Here is a 25,991-nt window from a genome sequence, read left to right as displayed (position 1 = left end):
GTTTGCCATTTGTGATTTATTGAGTGATTAAACGGTCAATTTGGAAACTCGAAATGGTGATTCTCGACCACGCTTTAGCACAACAAATTGTTGATCGAACCATGTCCATCATTGGTCACAATGTGAATGTGATGAACTCGGCAGGCATCATCATTGGCAGTGGCGACCCTAAACGTGTTGGGCAAGTGCATGATGGCGCGGTACTGGCGCTGAATCATGGCGATTCGCTAGAGCTTAATGAGCAGCAATGTTTGACGTTGCAGGGTGTCAAACCCGGTATCAATATGCTGTTGAAATTGCATGGTGACGTGGTCGGTATTGTTGGTGTCACAGGCGAGCCGGAGAAAATCCGAGATTTTGCCAAACTGGTTAAAATGACCGCTGAATTGACAATCGAGCAAGCCGCGCTGGTGGAAAAATTTCAGTGGGACAGACGTCATCGCGAAGAGTTTATTCTGGCTTGGATCAATGGGAAATTGACCGATGAAGAGCTGAAAGATTGGGCGATGCGTCTTTCTATCGATGTTACTCAACCACGGGTGGCAACGGTGATTGAAGTCTCGACGCCGTCGGCCTCAAAAAGCATGAAGAGTGTGCGCAATATTGTTGAACTGCTTGAATACCCAGAGCGTAACAACCTAGTTGCGATTGTCTCGGTGAATGAAATTGTGGTGTTGAAACCGTGTCATTCCGCCAAGCAGTGGGATAGCCAAGTTGAAAGTGAGCGCATTGATAAGTTGATGTCGCGTTTAAGCGATCACGATTCGCATACGTTTCACATTGCGCTAGGGCAGCTGTTTAATGAGCCTAAAGATGTCGCGTTGTCATACCAAAGCGCGAAGCAGGTATTAGCCATTGGCAAGCAGTTCTACCCAGAGAAACGTAAGTACCTGTTCGATGAACTTCGTTTGCCTGTTTTGTTAGCGCCGTTGGCGGATATTTGGCAAGGTGAACAAATTATTGATGGTGTGAAACGGTTGAAAGAGAAAGACAAATCTGGGCAATTATTGAAAACCCTAGATGCACTGTTTGAATGCAATGGCAATGTAACAGAATGCTCTAAAATGCTGTTTATTCACCGGAACACTCTGCGCTATCGGTTAGAGAAAATCACCGAGATAACAGGGCTACCAACTACCAATTTTGTGGGGTTAGCGGAGCTTTATATTGCGACTCGGCTCTCAAAAATGTCGTGATATTGTGCATCTGCACAATACGCGTCATTTTTTGACCACATCATTTGTCACTCCGCCTAAAGGAATTCTAAAGCAAACGATTAATAATTCATGCGTCCCTACATGTTGAGTGAGCCAACACGGACTCGCTCAGCAAAATAAGAATAAATGGAGTTATCATGAACCTTATATTAATCCTGCTCGGGGTGATCGCATTTATTGTGCTCACGACCACCAAATTCAAATTACATCCCTTTTTAGCGCTGATCATCGCGGCGTTCCTTGCGGCATTTGCTTACGGCTTACCGGCAGATAGCATTGCCAAAACCATTGCTTCTGGCTTTGGCGGCATCCTTGGTTACATTGGTTTGGTTATCGTTTTAGGTACTATCATTGGTGTTATTTTGGAAAAAAGTGGTGCGGCGATCACCATGGCCGATACGGTCATCAAAGTGTTGGGTGAGCGTTTCCCAACATTGACCATGAGTATCATAGGTTACATCGTTTCTGTTCCGGTATTTTGTGATTCAGGCTTTGTCATTCTGAACTCGCTCAAAGAATCACTCGCGAAGCGTTTAAAAACCTCAAGCGTTGCGATGAGTGTGGCGTTGGCAACTGGCCTATACGCAACGCACACGTTTGTGCCGCCAACTCCTGGCCCGATTGCCGCTGCGGGTAACTTAGGCCTGGAATCTAACCTTGGTTTAGTGATTGGTGTGGGTGTGTTTGTTGCAGCGGTTGCGGCGTTAGCGGGGATGTTGTGGGCGAACCGATTCCAACATGTTGAACCAGATGGCATTGAAGCCGCAGAAGAAATTCAGCAAGACTGGCAAGCACTCAAAGCGTCTTACGGCAAATTGCCAACGGCGAGCCAAGCATTCGCTCCTATTTTTGTTCCTATCTTATTGATCTGTTTTGGCTCTATCGCGAAATTCCCAAGCCTACCGCTGGGCGAAGGTTTTGTGTTTGATGTTCTGACTTTCTTAGGACAGCCACTAACGGCATTGGTGATTGGCCTGTTCCTTTCTGTTCGCCTACTCAAGTCAGACAACAAGATTGAAGAATTTGGCGAGCGAATCAGCCAAGGTATTACGGCTGCTGCGCCTATTCTTTTGATTACCGGTGCGGGTGGCGCATTTGGCGCGGTATTAAAAGCAACGCCGCTAGGTGAATACTTGGGTACGACGCTATCGGCGCTGGGCGTGGGTATTTTCATGCCATTTATCGTTGCGGCTGCGCTAAAATCGGCGCAAGGTTCGTCAACGGTTGCACTGGTGACCACATCGGCTTTGGTTGCGCCTATGCTTACGCAATTGGGGCTCGATTCAGAAATGGGCCGCGTATTAACGGTGATGGCGATCGGTGCAGGTGCGATGACGGTTTCTCATGCAAACGACAGTTTCTTCTGGGTAGTTTCGCAGTTTAGCCGCATGTCGGTGGGCTTAGCGTACCGCGCGCAAACCATGGCTACGCTCGTTCAAGGTGTCACGGCAATGGCATTGGTGTACATTTTGAGCCTCGTTCTCTTATAAGTCTCTGGAAGTACGTATGAAAGTGGTAATTGCACCTGATTCATTTAAAGAAAGCTTAACCGCCAAACAAGTGAGCGAGGCGATCAAAACGGGTCTTGCTCGCGTATGGCATGATGCTGAGTTTGTTACGGTTCCGGTCGCAGACGGTGGCGAAGGCACGGTTCAATCTTTGATAGATGCAACTCAAGGCGAACAAGTCTTCACAACAGTGACCGCGCCATTAGGGAATGATGTTGAAGCGTTTTATGGCATCCTCGGCGACGGCGAAACCGCAGTTATTGAAATGGCGGAGGCCAGTGGGCTGCACCTTGTGCCGAGTGACGCTCGCGACCCAAAACTGACCAGTAGCATTGGTACTGGACAGCTGATCAAACACGCGCTAGACAGAGGCATTCAACGCTTAATCATTGGTTTGGGCGGCAGCGCTACCAATGATGGTGGCGTGGGCATGTTGACCGCGTTGGGGGTGGCGTTTCTTGATGAGTCTGGTCATGCAATTACCCCAAATGGAGGCGGGTTAGCGGCGCTTGCGTCCATCGATATTTCTGGTCTTGACCCTCGTTTAGCAACTTGCGAAGTGTTGGTAGCGTGCGATGTTGATAACCCACTCTGTGGTGACAAAGGCGCGTCGGCTATCTTTGGCCCGCAAAAGGGAGCGACCGTATCAGACGTCACTCTGCTCGATAACGCATTGCGCAAGTTTGGCGAGTTGACGGAACAAGCGACGGGTAAGCATGTACTGACTCGTGAAGGGGCGGGTGCTGCTGGTGGTATGGGCGCGGCCTTGCTCGGGTACACGCCAGCACGTTTGCAACCGGGAATTGAGATTGTGCTTGAAACGGTCAAACTTGCTCAGCATGTTGCGGATGCGGATATCGTATTTACAGGCGAGGGTCGAATCGATCATCAAACCGCACATGGCAAAACGCCGATGGGCGTTGCTCAGGTCGCCAAGCAGTGTAATTTACCAGTCATTGCATTAGCAGGCTGTGTGGGCGACAACTATCAGGCGGTTTATGAGTGCGGCATTGATGCGGTGTTTGCTTGTGTACCAAGGGCGATGAGCTTACCTGAGGCCATGAAAGAGGCCGACGTCAACGTTGCTAACTTAGCCGAAAACGTCGCGAGAATGTGGCAAATTAAGTCGCACTGAAGGCGATGACGATATGAAAAACTCCACCTTTGCGTGGAGTTTTTTGTTGTTACCTGTTTGCGTGTGTAGGCATAAGTTCATTTAGCAAGAGCGAGTTAACAGGCATGCTTTGCTATCAATTTTGCCAGTGTTTGCATCGCTTGACTCCAATCGGTTTCATGACCAAAGTTTGCCACGCTGAGGCGTACGCAATGCCGATATTGCCCTTGAGTGCCAAATACGGTGCCGGGAAGTAGGCTGATTCTGTGCTTATTGCATGCTTGATACAACGCATAGCTGTCCGTGTCTTCGGGCAGTCGCAACCAAAGCAAGAACGAACCTTGCACGGCGTTGATCTGGTATCGATTTTTTAGAGGTTCGTATTCATCCAAGTATTGATGAAGCATCTGGATAAATCGGCGCATGTTGTTTTGATAAACCCGACCCATTCGCGCAGTATGCGTTCGATACTTGCCTGACGTTAGAAACGTTGCCACGGCGGATTGCATCAGGTTCAAACTGCCCATGTTCTCACACAGTAGATATTGCTCAATTTGATCTCGATATCGCCCCGCCAACATCCAACCAATTCTCAAACGCGAATCGAGCGTTTTGGATAACGAATTCACGTAAATTACGCGTTGCTTGTCATCGAGCAATCTCAAGCTTGGTAACGGCTTGTCATAGCTTAACCCGCCAAACACATCGTCTTCGATAATAGGAATATTGCCAGATGCCAAGAGCAATCGCTGGCGCTTTTCTAGCGGCATCATGGCACCAGTTGGATTGGTGAAGTTTGGCGTTACGATGATCGCTTTTATGTCCCATGTCGCCATTGCTTTTGCTAAGGCTTCGGGGTACATGCCGTCGCGCGGGCAACTCGGAATTTCCACCGCTTTGAGGCCGAGTGATTCGAGCATCAATAAGTTGCCAAAATAGCAAGGGGACTCCACCGCGACGATATCGCCTTTTTGTGTCGTTGCGCGCAGCGCTAGGCTAATGGCTTGTTGCGCGCCGTGCGTCACCATGATCTCATCCAACTTGGCTGGCGTGCCCAAATCTTGCGTGATTTTCGCCAGTTGTTTGATTAAGAGGTGATCACCGGGGGGTAATTGGTAATGGCTCGGTACATGCGTTTGCTGGCGGCTGTGGCGGCCGATCTCGGCGTACAAGCTTTTGATCGCGGGGGAGTCAATGTTTGGGTGGGCAGAACCGGTAGGCAAACGCTCTTGGTATTCAGGATAAGTAAGGATTTCTTTGCAGATCGAGAGCAAATCCACGCGAGTCGGATCCGGAATTGAGCGAGAGGTCGGCAAGGCGACTTTAACTCGATAACCCGATTTGGGTACCGAGTAAACCAAGTTTTGTGCTTCCAGCTCTTGATACGCACGAATCACTGTATTTTTACTGACGTTTAATTCTTGGCTCAACGAGCGAATGGAGGGCAGTCGATCATCCGCCTGATAAACGCCACCATTGATGGCTTGTTTGAGGTGTTTTTCCACCACGAGGTACTTATTCCCTTCACCGCTTCCCAATAAATCTGTACCCATAAAAACACTTCCATCTGTCACTTTTTGAAAACACTGTACCTAATTACATTAGCAGTATCTCAAAACATAAAACAAGCGTGAGTGAGGCGATCATGTTAATCCGAGCCATCCCTTTTGTATTTGTCATCCTTTGGGCTTCTGGATTCGTTGGTGCGCGTTTTGGTTTGCAATATGCCGAGCCAGCGACACTACTTTCTATCCGTATGGCATTCAATGTCTTATTGTTTTTGGTTCTTGTGGCGGTATTGCGTAGAAGGTTGCCGACAGGAAAAGATTTTTGGCACAGCTGTGTGGTTGGTGCGTTGATCCACGGTTTCTATCTGGGCGGTACTTATTTCGCTATCGCCTTGGGTATGCCTGCTGGGTTGAGTTCGTTGCTGGTGGGTATTCAACCGATTTTAACCGCGGCTTTGCTGGTGGCGTTTGTTCGTGAGGAGTTTAAGCCCTCGCAATGGCTGGGTTTGGCTCTTGGTTTTGTCGGTATCGCTATGGTGTTGATGGGCAAAATGGAGTGGCAATCCGAGCAGCATAAAGTGTTGGCCATTGGTTTGTGTTTGTTGGCTTTGGTTGGTATCACGCTAGGGACACTTTATCAGAAAAAACATTGCCAAAAAGTGGATATGGTGGGTGGTGCGACGGTGCAATATTTGGCCGCGCTCGTCATGTTTCTGCCCGTTGCGATGCAGTTTGAAACCATGCAAGTGCAGTGGGAACTGGAGTTTATTTTGACCGTGTTGTGGTTGGTCGTCGTGCTCTCTTGTGTAGCTATTCTACTGCTGCTGTACATGGTTAAGAACGGTGCTGCATCGAGCGTAGCTTCTGTATTCTACCTGGTGCCGCCAACGACGGCGATTCAGGCTTGGCTCGCGTTTGGAGAGTCATTTGATTGGATGGGGATTTCTGGTTTCGTACTGGCAGCTACGGCGGTGTATTTGGTGGTTAAAAAGCCGGATCTGACGATAAAGAAATCGATTCAAACAGAATATACCTAAATTGGGTAGGGACATTTGCGTATCAGTGGGTACAATCTGCTTCATCTTAATCCGTGGAGCAGAATGATGAAGGTAAAGCCAGATCGAATGACCGCCATGCGTAGCATCATCGAGCAAGTAAAAGCGGAACTACCAATTTATGAACCAGAAACGTTTGTATGTGGACCAGAAGGGCAGTGCATTGGCTGTCCGAAGAAATTGTTGGAAATGGTCGATTCAGAAGTCACTTATTGGGAGTCAGCCATGGAGCGCGGCATTGTTCCGCAGTTCGATGAGATTCGTCGTTTTGGCAAAATGTGCACGAATGTTCGTCGTGGTCTGGTGCGAAATAATGTGCCTTTACTCAGTAACTAGAGAGTAAAAACCGTCTAATATCTGACACATAGCGTCGTTTTGTTACACTGCTCTTTGGCTGCTGTTCTCAAGTTTGAGTGGTGTTTGTCTCTTCTTACCCCTTAAGCCTTTAATCGTAAGAAATTGGCGATATATTGGCTCGGTCTCACATGGATGTGGGGCTATTGTCTTGGGCTAGTTGAGATAAGAAACGTGAAATCAAAGGGATTTACGCTGATGGAAATCACCATAGTGCTTACCACTTTGGCTTTCATCGCATTAGCTGCTTTACCAGTACTACTCGATATTCATCGCCAAGCATACGCTGCGATGCTGCACAGTTCTCAGTCTTCTTTGGGTACGGCTCTCAAATTCTTTCATGCTCAATCAGTGATTGATAACGCTTACGGCCAAGAGCACGTTCACTACATTGACCGACATGTCAAAACACGCAAAGGCATGCCAGAAGCGAGTGCCGATAGTATTCGAGCTTTGTTAGAAATCGATCTACCAGCCAGAGGTTATTCGAAAATTGACGTGCCGTGCAAAGGCAGTGATTTTTGCATCATCGGTCAGCAGCACCCAAACAGTGCTCATTTTGTCGCTATTCCTGATTATCAGTTCTTAGATAAATCGGGTGTTGATCGCGTGGTGTACATTTGGCCGCAAGGTTACACACTGGCAGAAGAAGCATGCTATTTCTACTACGTGAATCAAGCCTCTAACGATTCAATTGTTCGAGGGCATGTGACGCAAGGGTGTTAACCCCGAATAAGTGTTGCGAACAACGGTTATCGTGACTCTACAAATCTGGGTTTTTCGAAGGGCTTTGCGCTTTATACAATACCATTTTTTGACTCATCAAGACTTTACCATTTGGCAAGGTCACTTCCCCAAGTTCCCCCTGATGTTCAAATCCAAACCGTTCATATAAAGCAATCGCTGGTGTGTTGGTTGTGTATACGTAGAGTGCGATTTGGTCGTAACCAAATTCCCAACCACGTGCGATCGCGACTGCCAATAGTTTCCGCCCCAATCCTTTGCCTCGGTAGTTTTTGTCGATGTGAATACCAAGAATACCGACGCGAAGGCGTTGCCCTCTTTCGTAACCGCACATCTCAGCTGGGTAGATTTCAACACTACCGATAAGTTTTTGGCGGTCAAACGCGACAAACTGAGGGATGGACTCGTTTTCCACACGTTGCAGGATTCTGCGAAGCGTTGCGTTATCGGGTGCAGGAGAAATCAAAAATTCCCCTTCGGAGTACACTCGATTCCACAGCGCGGTGAAGCGCGCGATATCGCTCACCTTGATGGATCTGATTTGCATTCATCTTCCTTGATTAGTGCAGGTTAGTAACGGTTAGGGGATAAGCTCAGATAAACAACGAATTTGGTTAGGAATGGCTTCGGCTGGTGCATCAGCGCCCGTTGGGTTAAACCAAATTGTGTTTACGCCCGCTTTCATCGCAGGGTAAATATCTTTGTGAGGTAAATCGCCAACCATGGTTATTCCACTCACGTTAACCCCTAACTGTTTTGCGATGGCGAGATAAAACTCAGGTTGGTTTTTAGCGATACCGAGGTTGGCAAAACAAAAATAGCCATTTAAGTATTGGTCTAAGTCGACGCGAACAAATGCACGCTGAACCTCTTCCATGTTGGAATCAGATGCACTGGTCGCAATGTAGATGGGATGATTTTGGGAAAGTATTGCCAGTGTTTCTCTGGCTTGAGGAACTGCTTCTACGTGTTCCCAATCGCACATTTTTCCTTGTGCGTGAGGGAAATCTACCATCAAGGTGTTCCCCCAATCGAAAAGATAAATCATGTTCGAATCTCCTTATCCGCACATCATATCGTCTTTTTCTAAAATCAGGGGGGTAAATTGCATCGATAAATGCGATTTAGGTGGGTTTAGTCGTGAAAAGCGCTTAATTGTCGTTATCGTTACAAATGTTTCAGCATAATGCGTGAGTTAGTTTTAAAACCTTGATTATCGTAAAAGCGCTGTGCTGGCTGATTGAATTCCATCACTTCCAATCGAACTTGTGTGGCATTGGCATCGCGCGCCCATTGCTCACAGGCTTGGAGCAGTTGGCGGCCGATTCCTTGCTGCTTTTGCGCTTCATCGACAACAATTGTTCCCACGCGACAAATTGGGTCTTTGATCAGAAAACTGACGGTGTCGTTTTGGGTGATCATCGCGGTTAAGAAGCCGAGAATTTGCTGTTCGCGTTCGGCAATCAAAAAGAGTCGCTCTTTGTTCTCTAGTGCTTGTGCAAGAAATTCTCGATCAGCTTCTGATGGCGCAACAAAGGCTTCTGGCGCATTCGCAAAATGCAGTGAATTAATTTGAAAATTAAGCTGAAAAATTCCGTCTAAATCATCGGGAATCGCTTGTCGGATATGGACTTGCATTCTATCTGCCCCCTGCAATATCGATAAATGATCCTGTGACATAAGAGGCTTCGTCATTTAATAGCCAAGCGATCGCATTTGCTACTTCTTCTACCGTGCCACCGCGTTTAAGAGGAATTTGAGGGCTGAGTCTATCTACTCGGTTTGGTTCTCCGCCGTCGGCATGCATATCAGTGTAAATGAAACCAGGTCGAACGCCATTGACGCGAATATTGCGCTCTGCCAACTCTAGCGAGAGCCCTTTAGTTAAGGTATCCATCGCGCCTTTTGATGTGGCGTAATCGACATACTCAAATGGCGCGCCTGAGCGCGACGCTCCAGAGGAGACATTCACAATTGCACCGCCTGCACTGAATCGCCTCGCCGCTTCTCGACAGCAGAGAAAACAGCTATTCACATTGGTGTTCATTACTTTCTGAAAGCGTTCCAAGCTAATTTCTGACAAAGGCGATTGAGTAAATAGGATGCCAACGTTGTTGACCAAGTGCGTCACTGCACCAAATTCACGTTCTGTTTCATCAAACAAGGAGAGCACTTGCTTCTCATCGGCTACGTCTGCGGCGATGGCAATCGCTTTGCCACCGTTTGCTTGTATTTCTGCCACAACTTGGTCGGCGGCCTCTTGCTGAGTGCGGTAATTAACGCAAACGCGATAGCCTTGCTCGGCCAGCTTTTTCGCCGCTGCGGCTCCAATACCTCGGCTTGCGCCGGTAATGATGACTACTTTATTCAAAATACGTCCTTATTTATGTAGTGAGTAGATTTTATCGGCGTAGGGTTTGCCACCAATTTGGTATGCGTCTGGAATGACCTCAATGAGTTCGAAACCACATTTTATCAGGACACGCTCTGACGCAATATTGCCTTCAGTGACCGTCGCGGAAAAGTGGTTGATGTTATGTGTCGAGGTTGCCCAATATAGAAGCGCTTGAAGAGTTTCTGTTCCAAACTGTTGGCCATGAAATTCCGGCAAAAGTAAGTAACCTACCTCTGCCTTACCGTTTTCAATAGCAAAGCCAGTGATGCCGATGGGTTGTTCAGATTGCTTATCGAGTATTACAAGGCAAAGCCAATGCTGGCAATTTGGGGTCCATGGTAATAATCGCGAAGCAAATTTTTCTCTTATTTCTGTTTCGCTGGGACGATCGAAACAGAGCGCAATAACCTCTTGTTCGGAGAGTAATCGTTGAAAGAGTTCCCAGTCACTGGCTTTGATGGGTCTTAATTGGCTTCTGTGCGTCTCGATATAAACGGACATGCGTGTCCTTACTGCATCAATGTGGAGATTCAGTCTCTCATCCTCTTACCTGTTTAATCAAATAGTTGCATCCATAAAAGTGATTTATGTGGTGAATAGTTGGCTAGGTAATGGATTATTGCCATATATTCATCTTTGAGATGTAAATAACAAAATTTCATACTTGAGGCATACAGAGCAACACGGAAATGATGTGGATCAAGAGAGGACTACCCATAAAGTAGTAATTTGCGACCTATAATTACATTTTATTTGGAAGTGTTGCTAATTATGTCAATAAAAAAACGATATGTTGCACTGCTGGTTGCTGCCGGCATTGGTGTGGGCTGGTTAACTTTGGGGGGGAGTGCGGCAGTAATGCATTACACCTCAGATACTGAATTTTGTCTCTCGTGCCACTCTATGGAAACCCCTTACAAAGAGTACCAAGGCTCAGTGCACTTCAGTAATGCGAAAGGCATTCGCGCGGAATGTTCTGACTGTCATATTCCTCAAGAACCAATGGATTACCTGATCACCAAAATTCGCGCGTCGAAAGACATCTACCATGAATTTGTGACAGGTAAGATCGACACGCCAGAGAAATATGAAGCACATCGTAAAGATATGGCTGAAACGGTATGGGCTCAGTTCCGTGAAAATGATTCAGCGACGTGTCGTTCGTGTCATGATTTCGATGCAATGGAAGAGTTTGAGCAATCACGTGATGCGGCGAAGATGCACGCTTACGCGAAAGCAAACGATCAAACGTGTATCGATTGTCATAAAGGTGTGGCGCACTTTGCACCAGAAGCAGAGCTAGACAGCAAGGCATTTGAAACGTTGATGAGCTTCACCACAAAAACATCACCTAATGCCAAGGTTGTTTACCCTGTGACTGAAATCGCAATGGGTGAGATGGGTAAAATTAACCCAACGACGAAGTTGGAAGTAATCAGCTCTGAAGGCGACAACCGCACTGTTAAGTTGAACGCATTCCAAATGAAAGGCGCAGAGCAAGTGCTTTACATGGGAGAAGGTCAACGTGCCATCGTTGCAACGCTAACAGAGCAAGGCCAACAAGCGCTTGAAACTGGTGAATTTGAGGCAGATGTTTACGGCAACGAATGGCGCGCGGTTTCTCTAACTGGCGCTATTGATTCTCCAGTTGTTGACACGCTTGAACCAGTATGGTCATACGCAGAAGAGTTGGACAACGTTTACTGTGCAACTTGTCACGCGAAAATTCCTTCAAATCACTTCACAGTGAATGCATGGGGACCGGTAGCGAAAAGTATGGGTGATCGAACTGATATTTCAGCCGAGAACCTAGAAATTCTAACCAAGTTCTTCCAGCACCACGCGAAAGATGTGGTTGGTCACTAACGATAAATAGAAGGATAAGATTATGACTAATATGACCCGTCGCGGATTTCTAAAAGGCACTGGTATGGCGGCTGGTGCAATGGCATTCACTTCATTTGCACCTATGTCTGTTGCGTCTTCTAATGCTCGCGGCAAAGGCATTCTAACGGCGGGCCGCATGGGCCCAATGCTGTGTGAAGTGCAAGACGGTAAGCTGGTTTCAACCACGAATGCATTGCCACAAACGGTATCAAACAGCCTACAAAGCACCGGTCCTGACCAAGTGCATACTAAAGCGCGTGTTAAGTACCCAATGGTTCGCAAAGGTTACTTGGCAAACCCATTAGCTCCCGAAGGCGTTCGCGGCAGCGATGAATTTGTACGGGTGTCTTGGGATGAAGCTTACAAGCTAATCCACAAACAGCACATGCGAATTCGTAAAGAATATGGCCCGGCTTCTGTGTTTGCAGGCTCTTACGGCTGGCGTTCAAGTGGCGTGCTGCACAAAGCACAAACCTTGCTGCAACGTTACATGAGCATGGCGGGTGGCTATTCAGGCCACTTGGGTGACTACTCAACGGGTGCTGCGCAGATCATCATGCCGCACGTTGTGGGCTCTATCGAAGTGTACGAGCAACAAACCACGTACCCAGTGGTATTAGAGCACAGCGATGTGGTTGTGCTTTGGGGCTTAAACCCAATCAACACTCTAAAAATCGCGTGGAGCTCAACAGACTGTGCTGGTCTTGAATTCTTCCATCAATTGAAAAAATCAGGCAAGACGGTTATTGCGATTGACCCAATTCGTTCTGAAACCATCGAGTTCTTTGGCGAGAATGCGGAGTGGATTGCTCCTCACCCAATGACCGACGTGGCAATGATGATGGGTATCGCACACACCTTGGTGAAACAAGGTAAGCACGATAAAGCCTTCCTCGATAAATACACCGCAGGTTACGACAAGTTTGAAGCGTACCTGATGGGCGAAGAAGACGGCGTAGAAAAATCAGCAGAATGGGCATCACAAATCTGTGGCGTACCTGTGAAGCAACTTGAGCTACTGGCTGACATCTTCAGTAAAAACCGCACCATGCTGATGGCGGGTTGGGGCATGCAGCGCCAACAATACGGTGAGCAACGTCACTGGATGCTGGTTACACTGGCAACGATGTTGGGTCAAATCGGTTTACCGGGCGGTGGTTTTGGTTTCTCTTACCACTACTCAAACGGTGGTAACCCTGCTCGTGATGCTGGAGTACTTCCTGCGATTTCGGCATCGCTAGGTGGCGGCTCTTCTGCGGGGAACGACTGGGCGGTGTCTGGCGCGGTGCAAAGCTTCCCTGTGGCACGTATTGTTGAGGCGTTGGAAAACCCAGGTCAATCCTACCATCATAACGGTCATGAACTGACGTTCCCGGACATCAAGATGATTTGGTGGGCCGGTGGTGCGAACTTTACTCACCACCAAGACACCAACCGTTTGATTAAAGCGTGGCAAAAGCCTGAACTGATCGTGATTTCAGAGCCTTACTGGACGGCGGCTGCGAAGCATGCGGACATTGTTCTGCCAATCACCACATCGTTCGAGCGTAACGACTTAACGATGACGGGTGACTACAGTAACCAACACTTGGTGCCAATGAAGCAAGTGGTTGAGCCGCAAGGTGAAGCGCGTAATGATTTCGATGTATTCGCGGACATGGCAGAGATGCTAGCTCCGGGTGGCCGTGACGTATACACCGAAGGCAAAACCGAAATGGAATGGCTGTACGGCTTCTACAAGGCGGCGCAACAAGGTGGCCGTGGCTCTCGCGTAGCAATGCCGAACTTCAGCAAGTTCTGGGAAGATAACCAACTGATCGAGATGAAGTGGAACGAGAAGAACGCACAGTTTGTTCGTTACGCGGATTTCCGTGAAGACCCGATCATGAATCCACTCGGTACACCAAGTGGTAAGATCGAAATCTTCTCGAAAACCATTGAAGGTTATCAGTTGGAAGACTGTCCTCCACACCCAACGTGGATGGCACCAACCGAGTACACTGGCAATGCAAAAGATGGCGAGTTGCAGCTAATGACCGCGCACGCCGCGCATCGTCTACACAGCCAGTTTAACTACGCGAAGATTCGCGAAGAGTACGCAATTGCAAACCGTGAACCTATTTGGATTCACCCTGAAGATGCGAAAGCGCGTGGTATTAAAACGGGCGATCTAGTTCGTGCGTTTAACAACCGTGGCCAAGTATTGGTCGGCGCAGAAGTGACTGACCGAATCAAGCAAGGTTCAGTGTGTGTTCATGAAGGCGGTTGGCCGGATCTGGATCCGAAAAGCGGCATTTGTAAGAACGGCGGTTGTAACGTGTTAACGTTGGATATTCCGACCTCTCGACTTGCAAACGGCTGTGCGGCAAACTCCGCACTGGTTCGTATTGAAAAATACACTGGCCCAGAATTAGAACTAACAGCGTTTGAACCACCAAAAAATGGCTAGACAAAAGTAGCGCTTTAAAGCAAGAAGCCAGCGAATCGCTGGCTTCTTTTTTATCTAGTAATCGTTCACATTAGCGCGAAGCAAGAGAAACAAATGGCATCTGTTTCTTAATTTGAAATGTCGGGAGTAAAGTAAATACAATCGCGACAAACAAGACTGAGCCTATTAAATCTTCAGGGCGATGCATCCCCAGCCATAAGCGGCTATATGCGACGCTCATTCCCCACATCCATAATGACAGTGCAGAGATATAGCACTTGTTCTGTAAGAACAACCCGCCAAAGAAAGCCAAACAAATCGAAACGAAAATCGTATGGCCGGATGGGAAAGAATAGTCTTTCTCGCCTTGCCAATGGCGCGTTCGCCAATCACTGACGTGTTCAGAAATCTGGTTAATTACGTTGGCTTGCTGCTTTGTATCCAACTGATAAAACGCGTCTGGGTGCTCAATCAATTGTTCTGCTGCGAGCAATTCCGTGTAGGGACGCGGGCTTTCTGTCATCAGTTTTAGCCCCGTTTTGCTGGCAAAACCAATCACCAGTAACAACCCTAACATTGAGAGTTTTTGTATCCACTCAATGCGACTTGGTTTAAAGCGAAATAAAGAAAGCAGTAGCAGTGTTAACGTAATTAAAAAGCCTTTGCTACCAGCAGAATCTGTGAGCAAAGTAAAAGTAATACCCAGACTTTCCGGCACCTGTGAAGTGAGATTGTGATAAGAGCCAAACAGCGACATTGGGATGATGCCAAGAACAAACAAGGCGAGCATCATCAATCCATATTTTTTGGTTTTCATTGAGAGCGTTTTGTTTTTATTGAGGGTTATTCAACCACGTGAAAATAAGGGGCTTATCTTACGTTATCTGGCGTGAAAAACTTATCAACGCTCTGTCAATTCGAGCGTGAAAGTGACATTGCAGCTCTTCGTTGTGAAAGGAGAGGTTGTTGAAAGTACTGAAAGGCAAACGCGCTCATCCATAAGCGCTTTGTTCAGGCGTGAGCAAGGTTAGCTCATCAACCCTAATAAATATTCCGATGCGGCTTTTGGATCTTCTGCGTGGCAAATCGCTGAAACCAAAGCTAAGCCATGAACACCAGTGGCGCTGAGTTGCGGAATGTTACTTTCGTTAATGCCGCCAATGGCAACAATCGGCAGTGAAGTCGTCTCTAACGCCATCTTCAAGCCATCAATACCCCAGAACTTCTTGGTGTTGGTTTTGGTCGGCGTCGCGAAGATTGCGCTCAAGCCGATGTAATCAATCGGAAGAGAGTCCGCTTCTGCAAGCTGCTCTTCATTTTCGATGGATAAGCCGAGGATTTTGTTTGGTCCAATCAACTCACGAGCGATAGTTGCGGGCATGTCTGATTGCCCGAGGTGAACCCCATCGGCATCAACTGCCAGTGCAACATCAACGCGGTCATTGATGATCAAAGGCACATTGGTATCTTTAAGGATGTCTTTCACGGCTTGAGCACGTTCGATAAACGCACGCACATCGCCGTGTTTTTCGCGGACTTGTACCATGGTCACGCCACCTTCCACGGCTTTTCTCACAACACGCTTTAGTGTGGTTAAATCTTGTTGGTCATCGGTGACCAAATATAAACGATAGGCGTTCATTTTGTTTCCTTTGGGCCTCTCATCTACAGGGAGTGAGAGGCCGGTATTTGTTAGAGAAAGCTTAACTCACTTGGAGTTTTAGGCGTTTTGCCAGTGTTTCTTCATCCAGTTGGTAAAGCTCATCCAACAGGTTCATTTGCAGACTGCCTGGCCCTCGCGCTTGCTCAGCCGCAATTTCACCCACAACGCCCAGTACCGCCGCGGCAGCAAGTCCGGAGTGATCACCAACAGCAGCGAAAGCACCCGTCAGTGCCGTTAGTGTGCAGCCCATTCCGGTTACGTATGGCATCATCTCGTGACCGTTGTTTAGCTGCACAGTTTGCTCTTTCGTGATGATGTAATCAGTCTCGCCAGAAATCACCACACTTGCACCATACTCTGAAACTAAGAAGTTCGCTGCGCCAAGTGCTGCGTCGCTGCTGTCTAACGCATCGACGCCTTTGCTTTGTGCTTGTTCGCCAGCGAGACCGATGATTTCTGAGGCGTTACCACGAATGATCAACTTGTCGGCAAGGCGTGCGATCTCACGTGATGTCTCGGTACGTAGTGAGCTTGCTCCGCAACCGACAGGGTCGAGTACAACGATTTTACCGTTGGCATTGGCTTGCTCTACGGCATAGCTCATGCGCGGTGTCCAAACGCTGTCTAGGGTACCGATGTTGATAACCAGTGCGCCAGCGAACGACATCATCTCTGCCATCTCTTGTTTGGAGTGCGCCATGATTGGAGAAGCGCCGATCGCTAATAGTGCGTTTGCTGTGTTATTCATCACCACGTAGTTAGTGATGTTGACGACTAACGGCTTTTGCTGGCGTACTGCGGTTAATGCTTGGGTGATTTGTTCAATTAACATGAGACTCTCCGATTAATCTTGCTGAGCGTTCAGACCTTGTTGCCAGAATGCTACTTCCATACGCGTTGCGGTTTTGAATACCTGAATCAGGTTTTGACCGCGCTGGCTGTTGATATCAATTTCTGCTAGCAACTGATTAAAGTGTTCTGCCCCTTTTGCGACACCAGATTGGAATTCCTCACCACCGTAGAGGTTGATCCAACTTGCATATGGGTTGCCTTCGATTACGGTCTTTTCATCTTCAATCAGCACCTTACCGATTACGGCATAACCGATGGAGCATGGCGCTAGTGCCGCGTATAGATCAACAAGATCGCCCGTCATGCCAGCATCTAATACGTAACGGGTGTAAGCCACAGTGCCGAAATCTTCTGGCTCGTTTTCTAAGTCGGATTCTGTCAGTCCCCATTGCTCACAGTAAGTCACGTGGTGGGCGATTTCAGAATCGAGCAATGCGTGTACGCTTGGTAGGGCACGGCGCATGTCATCCAAAGTACGTGCTTTGTAGATCGCTAATGCGTAAGCTCGTGCGTACTGCTTTAGGAAAAGAAAATCCTGCTTTAGGTAATGCAGAAAACAAGGCTGAGCCAGAGTGCCTTGCGCCAATTGCTGCACGAAAGCATGCTCAGTGTATTCTTGCCAATCTTGGCGGCAAGCGTCGATCAAATCTTGGTATTTCATTATGAGTATCTCGTTATCAAAAGACCCTAGGCTTAGATCCTAAGGTCAGTAGAATTAGTCAAAGCTCGGTACGTAATCTTTCGCTTTTGGCAGTGTTTCGATGATGTTTTGTGAATACATGAACTGCGCATAATCATCGTAGCGTTTCAGATCTACTGCGGATGGACGAAGAGCGAAACGAGTTAGCGTGTCGTTCCAAGCGCGTTGGTTAAGCTCGTTGTTGAGCGTGTCTGGTGAATAAGCCACGAACTCTTTCCACGACTCTTTTGGATGGTTAACGATGTAAGTGGTCGCTTGCTCTAGTGCTTTGTTGAATGCCTTGATGGCTTCTTTGTCGTAGTTTTTTGCATTGGCTACGAAGACTAACTCGTCATACGCTGGCACGCCGTGTTCTTCAGGGAAGAAGGCCTTAGCTTTATAACCTTCTAGTGCCAGTTGGTTGGTTTCGAAGTTACGTAGACCGCCCCAAATCGCATCCACCTTGCCAGACGCAAGAGACGAAGACAGCGCCCAACCTACGTTGATGATTTGTACGTCAGAAAACTTCACGTTCTCTTGCGCAAGCATGGTGCCGATTGTCGCTTCTTCGTTGCCTGCGATCGCAATACCGATCTTCTTGCCTTTTAAGTCGCCAAGGTTTTCATTCTTACCGTTGTCCAACACCATCAGCGTGTTGAGTGGCGTAGCAATCAGAGTCGCAGAGCGGATTAGTGGCAAACCAGCCGCGACATCGATAGTTAGGCTTGGTTGGTAAGAAATCGCCATGTCGACCTTGCCAGCAGCGACCAACTTAGGAGGTGTACTTGGATCTGCCGGCTCTTGAATGTTGACCTTCAAACCTTGCTCTTTGAAGTAACCACGCTCTTTGGCAATCACGATAGGACCATGGTTTGGATTGACGAACCAATCCAACATCAGTGTCATCTCTTTTTCAGCAGCAAGCACGTTGGTTGATACCACTGAAGCGAGTAGAGCAGCAGCGCTCATAAGTTTGTTTTTATTCACGGGGTTCTTCCTTTTCTTTCCCAATTTTCTTTGGTTATTTTCTGTAATTACTTGCTTTCCCAAGGGATGGCTTTTTTCAATAATTTATCGGTGATGAAGTAGAGTGAGATAGACAGCACGGCGAGGATAAACAGCGCCGCAAACATCTCGTCAATGATCATGCGAGCGTTAGCTTGGAGCATCAGATAACCCAAGCCTTCACTTGAACCTACCCACTCACCGACCACTGCTCCAATTGGCGCAATAACGACGGCAACACGAATACCTGAAGCTAACGTTGGTAGCGCGGCTGGCAATTGAATATGACGAAGTAGCTGCCATTTAGACGCGCCCATGGTCTTGGCAAGATCGAGGTAACCTGTTGGTGTATTGCGTAAGCCGTCGTAGCAACATGTCGTGACGGGGAAAAAGATGATGATTGCCGCCATAACAACTTTTGAAGCAATGCCGTAACCCAACCAAAGCATGAGCACTGGCGCGATGGCGAACACAGGGATCGCTTGGCTAGCAATCAGAATGGGCAGTAACCAACGCTTCAGCGGTTCGAACATCAGCATTTGCAATGCGAACAGCAAACCCATTGATAATCCAAGCGCCAAACCAAGTAAAATCTCTTGCGCGGTAACCCAAGTATGTTTGAGCAAGACATCGTAACGAGTGACCAATCTATCCAGCACTTCAATTGGTGAAGGTAAGATGAAGCTTGGCATGTCGAATACCACAACAACCAACTGCCACAATCCCAAGATCACCGCTGTGCTAATGACCAAGCGCAGAGCCGGATGGGTCACGCGTTCTTTTTTACTAATGCGTGCCGAAACGGAGTTGTACTGAGTCATATCACTCATAGTCTTTCTCCAGTTGATCCAAAATCGCTTGTTGTAACGCCGCGCACTCTCCATCGAGAACTCGGGGCGGCTTGGAGTCTGGAACGACCAAGTGCTGAGCTTGCGCAGGTGTGCCTTGCAACACATAGAGTTGGTGAGCTAATCGCACCGCTTCTTGTGGGTCGTGGGTAATCAGAACAACCGTCTTATCTTTCAGCAATTCGGCAGACAAGGTTTGCAACTTATGACGAGTAACCGCGTCCAGTGCAGAGAAAGGCTCATCCATCAGAACTAGAGGCTTGTCTTGCATCAGAGTGCGAGCAAGGGCAACACGTTGTCTCATGCCGCCAGAGAGCTGAGCTGGCTTAGCATCCGCGTAATCGGCGAGTCCCACTTGGCTTAGTAAAGTCAGTGCACGTTGTCTATTTTGCTCTGGTGCTTGCACTTGAGAAAATCGAGAACTGAGGCAGACGTTGTCTAACACATTCAACCACGGTAGCAATAAATCCTGCTGAGCCATGTAAGCGATACGGTCATGCAGTGCAGCGCCATCCGTTGTGATGAGTTCGCCATGCCAGTCAACTTGGTCATCCAGTAGGCCAGCTAAGTAACGCAATATTGTGGTTTTCCCGCAGCCACTGCGACCAAGTAACACTGTCCATTGATTAGCATGAATAGTCATACTCAACCCTGCTAGCGTTGGTGTTTGGCTGTCTTTGTATCGCAGACTAGCATCGGAAAGCTGAATGCCAATCGCGTTAGCGAACATAAGTATGACCCGCAAAAAAGTGGTTCACAGGGCCATGGCCTTTACCTACATCCAATTCATCAGCGTGTGCGATAGCTTGGCTGATGTACTGCTTACCCAGGTGCACCGCTTTGTGTAGGTTGTTGCCTTGGCCAAGATAAGACGCAATGGCGGAAGAAAGTGTACAGCCTGTGCCATGAGTGTTTTTGGTTGGAAATCGCTTGGCGCTAATTAACTCGGCACTGTCTTGCATGATAAGCAGATCGTTGCTGTTTTCATTTTCTTCAAGGTGACCGCCTTTGAGCAGAATAGCTTTGGCGCCAAGCGCACGAAGGTCGGTAATCATATCGTTCATTTCAGATTCTGATTGAGGCATTGGCTTACCCGTCAATGCTGCGCCTTCGGGTAGGTTAGGGGTAATGATGTCTGCGAGCGGAATCAATTCTTCTTTTAAAGTGCTGATTGCCGACTGTTCCAGTAATAGATCGCCGCTGGTGGCCACCATCACAGGGTCAATCACGAGGTGTTTTGGCTGGTATTGTTTAATTTTGTCTGCAACGACTTTGATGATGTTGGAATCTGCCAGCATGCCCACTTTGACTGCAACGATGTTGAGGTCGGTAAATACTGCATCAAGTTGGCTCTCTACATGGTCGAGAGGAATGGGGAAAATCGCAGAAACGCCTTGGGTATTTTGCGAAGTAATCGCCGTGATTACCGAGCAAGCAAAACTGCCGGTTGCGGACATCGCTTTGATGTCGGCTTGAATACCTGCACCGCCACCACTGTCTGAGCCCGCGATGGTCAATACGATAGGGGTAGGCAAGGCTGGCGTGTGATGTGAATGAGGTTGTGATTGCTGCGTCATGGTCGCTCCTACTACAAGACGTATAGGAACTGACTTTGACCGTTGCAGATAGATCGATTTTTCGATCGCTATCGCTTACCTAAGAGGGGCGACGAAAGGCAAAGTGTGCATAGTTCCCTACGTCAGTGCTAACTGAATCAGGTTCAACGGGTCTCGAATTTCGATCTCAGCCAACACTTGTCGTGTGGCCCCCCGACTATTTCGTTCGGATGATAGCAGGACCATTGCGGAAGGGATACGTTTTTTGAGCGTAATTATAATGAGTATTCAATTATGCGAGGTGAGTGATAAAGTAAGCACCTAAATGGTTTGCTGGGTGGAATTTACTAGTGCAACGCTCTGGTGAATGAGCAGAACCTGGAATATTTAATAAATAATCGTGGTCTCGTTAAGCAAGGATTAGCACAAAACAAGGTTAAAAAACTGTTAAAATTTAACGTGTTGCCAATTTAACTTTGTTGAACTTTTTCACAGTTAATTAGGATGGCTAAGACGATCATCGAGCAAGGAGACTTCATGCTTAATTCTGTAACAGCGAAGTCAGTGATCGATCATGCGCTCTTTTTGGGGGCTGATTTCGCTGAACTATTCGTTGAACATCACCAAACCAACACTGTCCAGATCGCATCTGGTGAAGTGGATAAGGTTAACTCGGGTATCGATTTTGGTATCGGTATTCGTCTTTTTTTCGGTCATAAGGTGCTTTACGGTTACACCAACAGCACAGATGAAGCCGAACTAAAGCGCGTAACCTCGCTGCTTGCTGCAAAAGACAAGCGTGAGCAAATCGCGTCAGCGGGTTCTTTGAATTTGAACCGCTACCCAATCCAACATGGTTGCCGCATGCCACTAAGTAAGGATGCTAACCTAGATTCAAAAATCGCGTTTCTATTGAAAGTTGACCAAGCCGCACGTGCTGAGAGTGAGCATATCAGCCAGTTTATTGGCAGCGTGCTTCAGCGTGAACAACAAGTGTCTATCTTCAACTCAGAAGGTCTACACGTTGACGATACTCGTCATTACATCCGAGTTGCTGGTAATACCGTCGCTCAAAAAGGTAATGAGCAGTCTTCTGGTATGGAAGGTCCTGGCGCTCTTGCTGGTTGGGAATTCAGTGAACAGCTTGATGCCAAAGAGCTAGGTCAAACTATCGCGCAACAAGCGTTGGTAAAACTTGGCACGGATGCTTGTCCATCGGGTGAAATGCCAGTGGTAATTGGTAACGGCTTTGGCGGCGTAATCTTCCACGAAGCGTGTGGTCACTTGCTAGAAACCACTTCAGTTGCGAAGAAAGCTTCAGTATTCCACGACAAGATGGGCGAAATGGTTGCTCACACCGCGGTGAACGCAGTCGATGATGGCACCATGACCAACGAATGGGGCTCGATTCACGTTGATGATGAAGGTATGAAGACTCAGCGCACTCAGTTGATCAAAGACGGTAAGCTAACCAGCTTTATGGTCGATAAAATGGGTGGCATGAAGACAGGTTACGAACCTACGGGGTCTGGTCGTCGTCAAAACTACAAGTTTGCACCAACCTCGCGTATGCGTAACACCTTTATCGAAGAAGGCGAGCATTCACTTGATGACATGCTGGCAGGCATCGAGCGTGGTATCTATGCGAAGAAGATGGGTGGTGGTTCGGTTCAACCGGGTACGGGTGAGTTTAACTTTGCTGTTCGTGAAGCTTACCTCATTGAAAATGGCAAAATCACCAAACCTCTGAAAACAGCAACGCTGATCAGCACGGGTCCAAAAGTGTTGAAAGAAATCAGCATGGTCGGCAGAGACATGGCGCTTGCGCCGGGCATGTGTGGTTCAGTAAGTGGTTCAGTACCAACAACAGTCGGTCAGCCAACGCTGAAAGTCGATAACATTCTGGTAGGAGGCGGTAACTAATGAGCCAAGAACAACAACTTCTCAATGCGGTTGATTACGTCCTATCAGAAGCAAAACGCCAAGGTGCAGAAGCGGACGTCATTGTAAACCGCAACAGTAGCTTTTCTTTGAAAGCGTACCAAGGAAAGCTGGATGAGTACAAAGTAAGCTCAAGCCAAGTTCTGGGTGTTCGTGTTGTGAAAGATGCGCGCGTTGCGACAAGCTACTCTGAGTCGTTAGAACAACCAAGCTTAGATTTGATGCTGACTAATGCACTGCAAAGCGCTCGTTTTTCCAAGCAAGATGAACATCAGACCATTAGTTGTGTGAACAGCCAAATCACGACTGACGTGGCTGAGATTGCTCAAGAAGACACAACTTCGGTTGATGAAAAAATTGAACTGTCTCTCGCACTTGAGCAAGGCGTAGTGGCTCTGCCTCACGCTTCTAGCGCACCTTACAATGGTTATAGCGATGGCGAAACACAACTGATCATTGCCAATACTCAAGGCACATTGTGTCAACACTTCGAGCGCTCGTTCACTTGTTACGCGTATACCTTGTTTGAAAAAGACGGCAAACAGTCAATGGCGGGTAGAATGTCACTTGGTCGCCGTTTTGATGAGTTGAATCCAGCTTACTGTATAGAAGGTGGCTACAACCTTGCTCGTGATCTTCTGGAAGGCGCTCCGGTTGCGACAGGTAACTACCCTGCTATTTTCCACATCAATGCGCTAGCAAGTTTATTCGGTGCTTTCGGCAGTGCTTTCTCTGGCGTAAGCGCGATGAAAGGCATTACGCCACTGGGTGACAAGCTTGGTCAACGTGTTGCGAGTGATTTAATTACCTTTACTGATACGGCTTACATGCCAAATGGTATGGCAATCGCGAGTTTTGATAGTGAAGGCTTCGCTACTCAAGATAATGTCATGATTGCTAATGGTGAGTTGAAAACCTTGCTACACAACAGCCAGACCGCAAGTTACTTGGGCGCAGTCTCGACAGCAAGTGCCGCTCGCGGTGCAAAATCGAGCCTAGACGTATCAGCGAATCACAAAGTTATTGCGACGGGTAACAGCAGTGCGTCAGAAGTAAAAGCGGGTGAGTACCTAGAGTTAGTCGAACTTCAAGGTGTCCATTCTGGTGCGGATGCAGTGAGTGGTGATTTCTCATTTGGCGCGAGTGGTTTCTTGTGCCGTGATGGTAAGCGCATTCAACCAGTTCGTGGGATCACGGTAGCGGGTAACTTCTACAATATGCTGCAAGAAGTTGAGGCAGTAGGTGATACTCAGCTAATTAACGATAGCCGAACTTTCTTCTCGCCAGACGTTCGTTTTGCTCGTTTGAGCATTGGTGGTAAGTAAACTTAGCATTACTATAGAAACAAAAAGAGGACTCAATAGAGTCCTCTTTCATTATCTAGCAACGTGTGCGCGAATAACTAGAATTCGCGTATGTCCAACTCATTGTGGATCAATACTACACACTGAGAAGCGAAAAGCATCTTAGGACCTAAGCTGATCTTCTCTGTGCCAAGGCGCTTTAAGCTGTTAAAAGACTTTTTCGGCATCGGTATATGGTCAGTTAGCAAGAAACATGGATTTTCACCAATTTCTGCATCACGAACAAATTCGCCTTTCTTATCCAGCATATATAGTTGGTGATCTTCTGCCAGTTCTTGTACTAGGCGTTCAAAGCTCACTGTACGAACGGTAATACCAGGTTCGACTTCACGAAGTTGCTCTTTACCCATACCAACCGAAGCATCCAAAGCGCGAGCCACTGCTGCAATCAAGGTTGACTCATGGAAGCCGCCAATGTTGGTGATGTCGTTGGAGCGAATAGTAATGGTGCGTGAGAAATCTTTTGTGCTTTCTAAAACCAAGTGAACAACCACATCTTCACGGTGTGATTGAGCAACGAACATCGTGTTCATCATGGTATGAGCAAGAATCTCTGTATGCGCTTCATTACCAACACCTTCTAACAGTGCTTTGCTGGTGGTTGGCGCCGCGCGAGCTCGTAAAACAAAAGAGCGCATGAATTTAGCCTCTATATAGGAAGAGTGAATGCGCGGAAGTATATACCCAAGCAGGGAAGGGATGCGAGTTTAATAGCAAATGTGAACTTACTTACAAAGCTTCGATTGTGGAGCTGGGTGTGCTGGCTAGAATAGGAGGCAACCCTGTTAGGAGTGGTATATGGAAATCAAACAGATAAATAAAGACATTTATAAAAAGAAAGTAAACCTTGTGATTGGCGGTTTTGTTGCGTTGCTCGCCATCTCCTCTCTTGCCTTTAGTACCTTGTTGATTGTTTTGTTTGGCAACACTGAAGTCGTACCAGAACAATCAACGGGCAATTTCCATTGGAATTTGATTGGTGTCGTTCTCGCAGTTGCAACTTCCCTCTCTTTATTGAATCAAATTAAAACTCGACCATACATGGAAGAAGTGCTGTACGTTTGGAAACTCAAGCAGCTGCACAACAAGATCTTTCGTAAACTAAAAAGCATTAAAGTAGCCGCGAACAATGGCGATGTAAAAGCGCTGACGATCCTTAAGTTCTACTATACGACTCAAAGTCAGGTGTTTGAGCTAGACAACAACACACTGACGATGAGCAGTGTAAATAAAGAATTGGAGGCTATCGAGCAAATCGAAGCGGCGCAATCAATGAGTCTCGATATCACAGGCTTTGAAGAGTCTTGGCTAGACACATATTGATTGCCTATTTGCTACTTGAAGTTAACAACTGAGTGCTAAAAATAAGCGTTTGAGTGAGATTTAATCATTCGACGCTTTTTTTTGATTTTTTTTCTGAAAAGGGGTTGCCAAGAAAAATCATCTCCCTATAATGCGCCTCCGTTGTCAGGGCAAAGCGGAAACGCAAAAGCGGTTGGCAAGAAGGCGAAAGAAAACTTCTAAAAATTAATTTAAAAAAGTGTTTGACACTGAAAATTAATTCCTTAGAATACGCCTCCGCTTCGATAGCAAAGCTTACGAAGCAAGCTCTTTAACAATATAGACCTATCAATCTGTGTGGGCACTCGTTGATGATAATCCAATTAGATATTTCTTTCTTAACGGAAAGCGGTATCAAATTAGGTTTCAATGAAACGAAGTGACCATTGAATCGAAAGATTCAGCACAGTCAATTCAAACATTACTTATGTAATGTTCAGTATTCATTGAGCCGAACAAAATCTTAAATTGAAGAGTTTGATCATGGCTCAGATTGAACGCTGGCGGCAGGCCTAACACATGCAAGTCGAGC

The 25,991-nt window shown here is 47.3% G+C and carries 26 protein-coding genes, 1 rRNA gene and 1 riboswitch; of the genes, 12 read left to right on the top strand and 15 right to left on the bottom strand.

Annotation, left to right across the window (positions count from 1 at the left end; all coding sequences use genetic code 11):
- Positions 1-53: 53 nt before the first annotated feature.
- The 3 genes from R7P72_RS04235 to R7P72_RS04225 all read left to right on the top strand — a co-directional run bounded on the left by R7P72_RS04235 (position 54) and on the right by R7P72_RS04225 (position 3,860).
- On the top strand, positions 54-1,196 hold the full coding sequence (locus R7P72_RS04235) for a sugar diacid recognition domain-containing protein (RefSeq protein ID WP_005374330.1): 1,143 nt from the start codon (positions 54-56) through the stop codon (positions 1,194-1,196).
- Between the two features lie 158 nt (positions 1,197-1,354).
- Complete coding sequence (locus R7P72_RS04230; protein WP_017634362.1) at positions 1,355-2,707, top strand: GntP family permease; 1,353 nt, start codon at positions 1,355-1,357, stop codon at positions 2,705-2,707.
- A gap of 16 nt (positions 2,708-2,723) precedes the next feature.
- Positions 2,724-3,860, top strand: coding sequence for a glycerate kinase (locus tag R7P72_RS04225; RefSeq protein WP_042522351.1), 1,137 nt, complete (start codon positions 2,724-2,726; stop codon positions 3,858-3,860).
- 95 nt (positions 3,861-3,955) lie between these two features.
- Here R7P72_RS04225 and R7P72_RS04220 read toward each other — a convergent pair whose 3' ends face one another.
- Complete coding sequence (locus tag R7P72_RS04220; RefSeq protein WP_203345501.1) at positions 3,956-5,392, bottom strand: PLP-dependent aminotransferase family protein; 1,437 nt, start codon at positions 5,390-5,392, stop codon at positions 3,956-3,958.
- 92 nt (positions 5,393-5,484) lie between these two features.
- Between R7P72_RS04220 and R7P72_RS04215 the strand changes: the two genes are divergently transcribed.
- The 3 genes from R7P72_RS04215 to R7P72_RS04205 all read left to right on the top strand — a co-directional run bounded on the left by R7P72_RS04215 (position 5,485) and on the right by R7P72_RS04205 (position 7,482).
- A complete protein-coding gene (locus R7P72_RS04215) occupies positions 5,485-6,384 on the top strand; it encodes a DMT family transporter (RefSeq protein WP_138939344.1) in 900 nt (299 codons plus the stop codon).
- A 66-nt stretch (positions 6,385-6,450) separates the two neighbouring features.
- Positions 6,451-6,738 (top strand): hypothetical protein, encoded by a 288-nt coding sequence (locus tag R7P72_RS04210; protein WP_005374318.1) that lies wholly within the window; start codon positions 6,451-6,453, stop codon positions 6,736-6,738.
- A 153-nt stretch (positions 6,739-6,891) separates the two neighbouring features.
- On the top strand, positions 6,892-7,482 hold the full coding sequence (locus R7P72_RS04205; RefSeq protein WP_225455765.1) for a type II secretion system protein: 591 nt from the start codon (positions 6,892-6,894) through the stop codon (positions 7,480-7,482).
- 37 nt (positions 7,483-7,519) lie between these two features.
- Here R7P72_RS04205 and R7P72_RS04200 read toward each other — a convergent pair whose 3' ends face one another.
- From R7P72_RS04200 to R7P72_RS04180, 5 genes are all read right to left on the bottom strand, one after another.
- Complete coding sequence (locus tag R7P72_RS04200) at positions 7,520-8,047, bottom strand: GNAT family N-acetyltransferase (RefSeq protein ID WP_005374314.1); 528 nt, start codon at positions 8,045-8,047, stop codon at positions 7,520-7,522.
- Between the two features lie 33 nt (positions 8,048-8,080).
- The gene (locus tag R7P72_RS04195; RefSeq protein ID WP_005374312.1) at positions 8,081-8,548 is read right to left on the bottom strand and encodes an HAD family hydrolase; all 468 of its coding nucleotides are present in this window, start codon (positions 8,546-8,548) and stop codon (positions 8,081-8,083) included.
- A gap of 119 nt (positions 8,549-8,667) precedes the next feature.
- Entirely contained in the window at positions 8,668-9,138 is a 471-nt protein-coding gene (locus R7P72_RS04190) for a GNAT family N-acetyltransferase (RefSeq protein ID WP_005374310.1), read from the bottom strand.
- Between the two features lies 1 nt (position 9,139).
- A complete protein-coding gene (locus tag R7P72_RS04185) occupies positions 9,140-9,871 on the bottom strand; it encodes a glucose 1-dehydrogenase (RefSeq protein ID WP_005374308.1) in 732 nt (243 codons plus the stop codon).
- Between the two features lie 9 nt (positions 9,872-9,880).
- The gene (locus tag R7P72_RS04180; protein ID WP_005374306.1) at positions 9,881-10,396 is read right to left on the bottom strand and encodes a GNAT family N-acetyltransferase; all 516 of its coding nucleotides are present in this window, start codon (positions 10,394-10,396) and stop codon (positions 9,881-9,883) included.
- A 270-nt stretch (positions 10,397-10,666) separates the two neighbouring features.
- On the opposite strand from R7P72_RS04180, the gene R7P72_RS04175 reads away from it, so the two are divergent.
- Both R7P72_RS04175 and R7P72_RS04170 read left to right on the top strand, forming a co-directional pair.
- The gene (locus R7P72_RS04175; RefSeq protein ID WP_005374302.1) at positions 10,667-11,761 is read left to right on the top strand and encodes a NapC/NirT family cytochrome c; all 1,095 of its coding nucleotides are present in this window, start codon (positions 10,667-10,669) and stop codon (positions 11,759-11,761) included.
- Positions 11,762-11,783: 22 nt separating this feature from the next.
- Complete coding sequence (locus tag R7P72_RS04170) at positions 11,784-14,231, top strand: molybdopterin guanine dinucleotide-containing S/N-oxide reductase (RefSeq protein ID WP_005374299.1); 2,448 nt, start codon at positions 11,784-11,786, stop codon at positions 14,229-14,231.
- A gap of 70 nt (positions 14,232-14,301) precedes the next feature.
- Here the strand turns inward: R7P72_RS04170 and R7P72_RS04165 are convergent, their stop codons facing one another.
- From R7P72_RS04165 to thiD, 8 genes are all read right to left on the bottom strand, one after another.
- Positions 14,302-15,027 (bottom strand): phosphatase PAP2 family protein, encoded by a 726-nt coding sequence (locus R7P72_RS04165; protein ID WP_005374297.1) that lies wholly within the window; start codon positions 15,025-15,027, stop codon positions 14,302-14,304.
- Positions 15,028-15,237: 210 nt separating this feature from the next.
- Complete coding sequence (gene thiE / locus R7P72_RS04160) at positions 15,238-15,852, bottom strand: thiamine phosphate synthase (protein ID WP_238972335.1); 615 nt, start codon at positions 15,850-15,852, stop codon at positions 15,238-15,240.
- A 61-nt stretch (positions 15,853-15,913) separates the two neighbouring features.
- Positions 15,914-16,705: a hydroxyethylthiazole kinase gene (thiM, locus tag R7P72_RS04155; protein ID WP_005374295.1), complete on the bottom strand. Its 792-nt coding sequence runs from the start codon at positions 16,703-16,705 to the stop codon at positions 15,914-15,916.
- Positions 16,706-16,717: 12 nt separating this feature from the next.
- A complete protein-coding gene (gene tenA, locus R7P72_RS04150) occupies positions 16,718-17,386 on the bottom strand; it encodes a thiaminase II (protein ID WP_005374294.1) in 669 nt (222 codons plus the stop codon).
- Positions 17,387-17,440: 54 nt separating this feature from the next.
- Positions 17,441-18,391: an ABC transporter substrate-binding protein gene (locus R7P72_RS04145; protein WP_005374293.1), complete on the bottom strand. Its 951-nt coding sequence runs from the start codon at positions 18,389-18,391 to the stop codon at positions 17,441-17,443.
- 47 nt (positions 18,392-18,438) lie between these two features.
- A complete protein-coding gene (locus R7P72_RS04140; RefSeq protein ID WP_009706843.1) occupies positions 18,439-19,239 on the bottom strand; it encodes an ABC transporter permease in 801 nt (266 codons plus the stop codon).
- Positions 19,232-19,987, bottom strand: a complete 756-nt coding sequence (locus tag R7P72_RS04135; RefSeq protein WP_318110382.1) for an ABC transporter ATP-binding protein — start codon at positions 19,985-19,987, stop codon at positions 19,232-19,234. The genes R7P72_RS04140 and R7P72_RS04135 overlap by 8 nt, the downstream gene beginning before the upstream one ends.
- Positions 19,977-20,834: a bifunctional hydroxymethylpyrimidine kinase/phosphomethylpyrimidine kinase gene (gene thiD, locus R7P72_RS04130; protein ID WP_005383329.1), complete on the bottom strand. Its 858-nt coding sequence runs from the start codon at positions 20,832-20,834 to the stop codon at positions 19,977-19,979. The genes R7P72_RS04135 and thiD overlap by 11 nt, the downstream gene beginning before the upstream one ends.
- 97 nt (positions 20,835-20,931) lie before the next feature.
- Positions 20,932-21,039: riboswitch (TPP riboswitch) on the bottom strand.
- Positions 21,040-21,350: 311 nt separating this feature from the next.
- Between thiD and R7P72_RS04125 the strand changes: the two genes are divergently transcribed.
- On the top strand, positions 21,351-22,736 hold the full coding sequence (locus tag R7P72_RS04125) for a TldD/PmbA family protein (RefSeq protein ID WP_318110381.1): 1,386 nt from the start codon (positions 21,351-21,353) through the stop codon (positions 22,734-22,736).
- Positions 22,736-24,079 (top strand): TldD/PmbA family protein, encoded by a 1,344-nt coding sequence (locus R7P72_RS04120; protein ID WP_025768781.1) that lies wholly within the window; start codon positions 22,736-22,738, stop codon positions 24,077-24,079. Before R7P72_RS04125 ends, R7P72_RS04120 begins: the two co-directional genes overlap by 1 nt.
- A gap of 77 nt (positions 24,080-24,156) precedes the next feature.
- Here the strand turns inward: R7P72_RS04120 and trmY are convergent, their stop codons facing one another.
- Positions 24,157-24,756: a tRNA (pseudouridine(54)-N(1))-methyltransferase TrmY gene (gene trmY / locus R7P72_RS04115; RefSeq protein ID WP_017634347.1), complete on the bottom strand. Its 600-nt coding sequence runs from the start codon at positions 24,754-24,756 to the stop codon at positions 24,157-24,159.
- A 160-nt stretch (positions 24,757-24,916) separates the two neighbouring features.
- Here trmY and R7P72_RS04110 point away from each other — a divergent pair, with 160 nt between their 5' ends.
- Entirely contained in the window at positions 24,917-25,441 is a 525-nt protein-coding gene (locus R7P72_RS04110) for a DUF3087 domain-containing protein (RefSeq protein WP_025768782.1), read from the top strand.
- A 483-nt stretch (positions 25,442-25,924) separates the two neighbouring features.
- Positions 25,925-25,991: ribosomal RNA gene (locus R7P72_RS04105) — 16S ribosomal RNA — on the top strand; the annotation flags it as partial.

The sequence above is a fragment of the Vibrio sp. Vb0888 genome, assembly GCF_033338835.1.
Classification (GTDB): domain Bacteria; phylum Pseudomonadota; class Gammaproteobacteria; order Enterobacterales; family Vibrionaceae; genus Vibrio; species Vibrio alginolyticus.
This window is presented reverse-complemented; position numbering and strand designations above follow the sequence as displayed.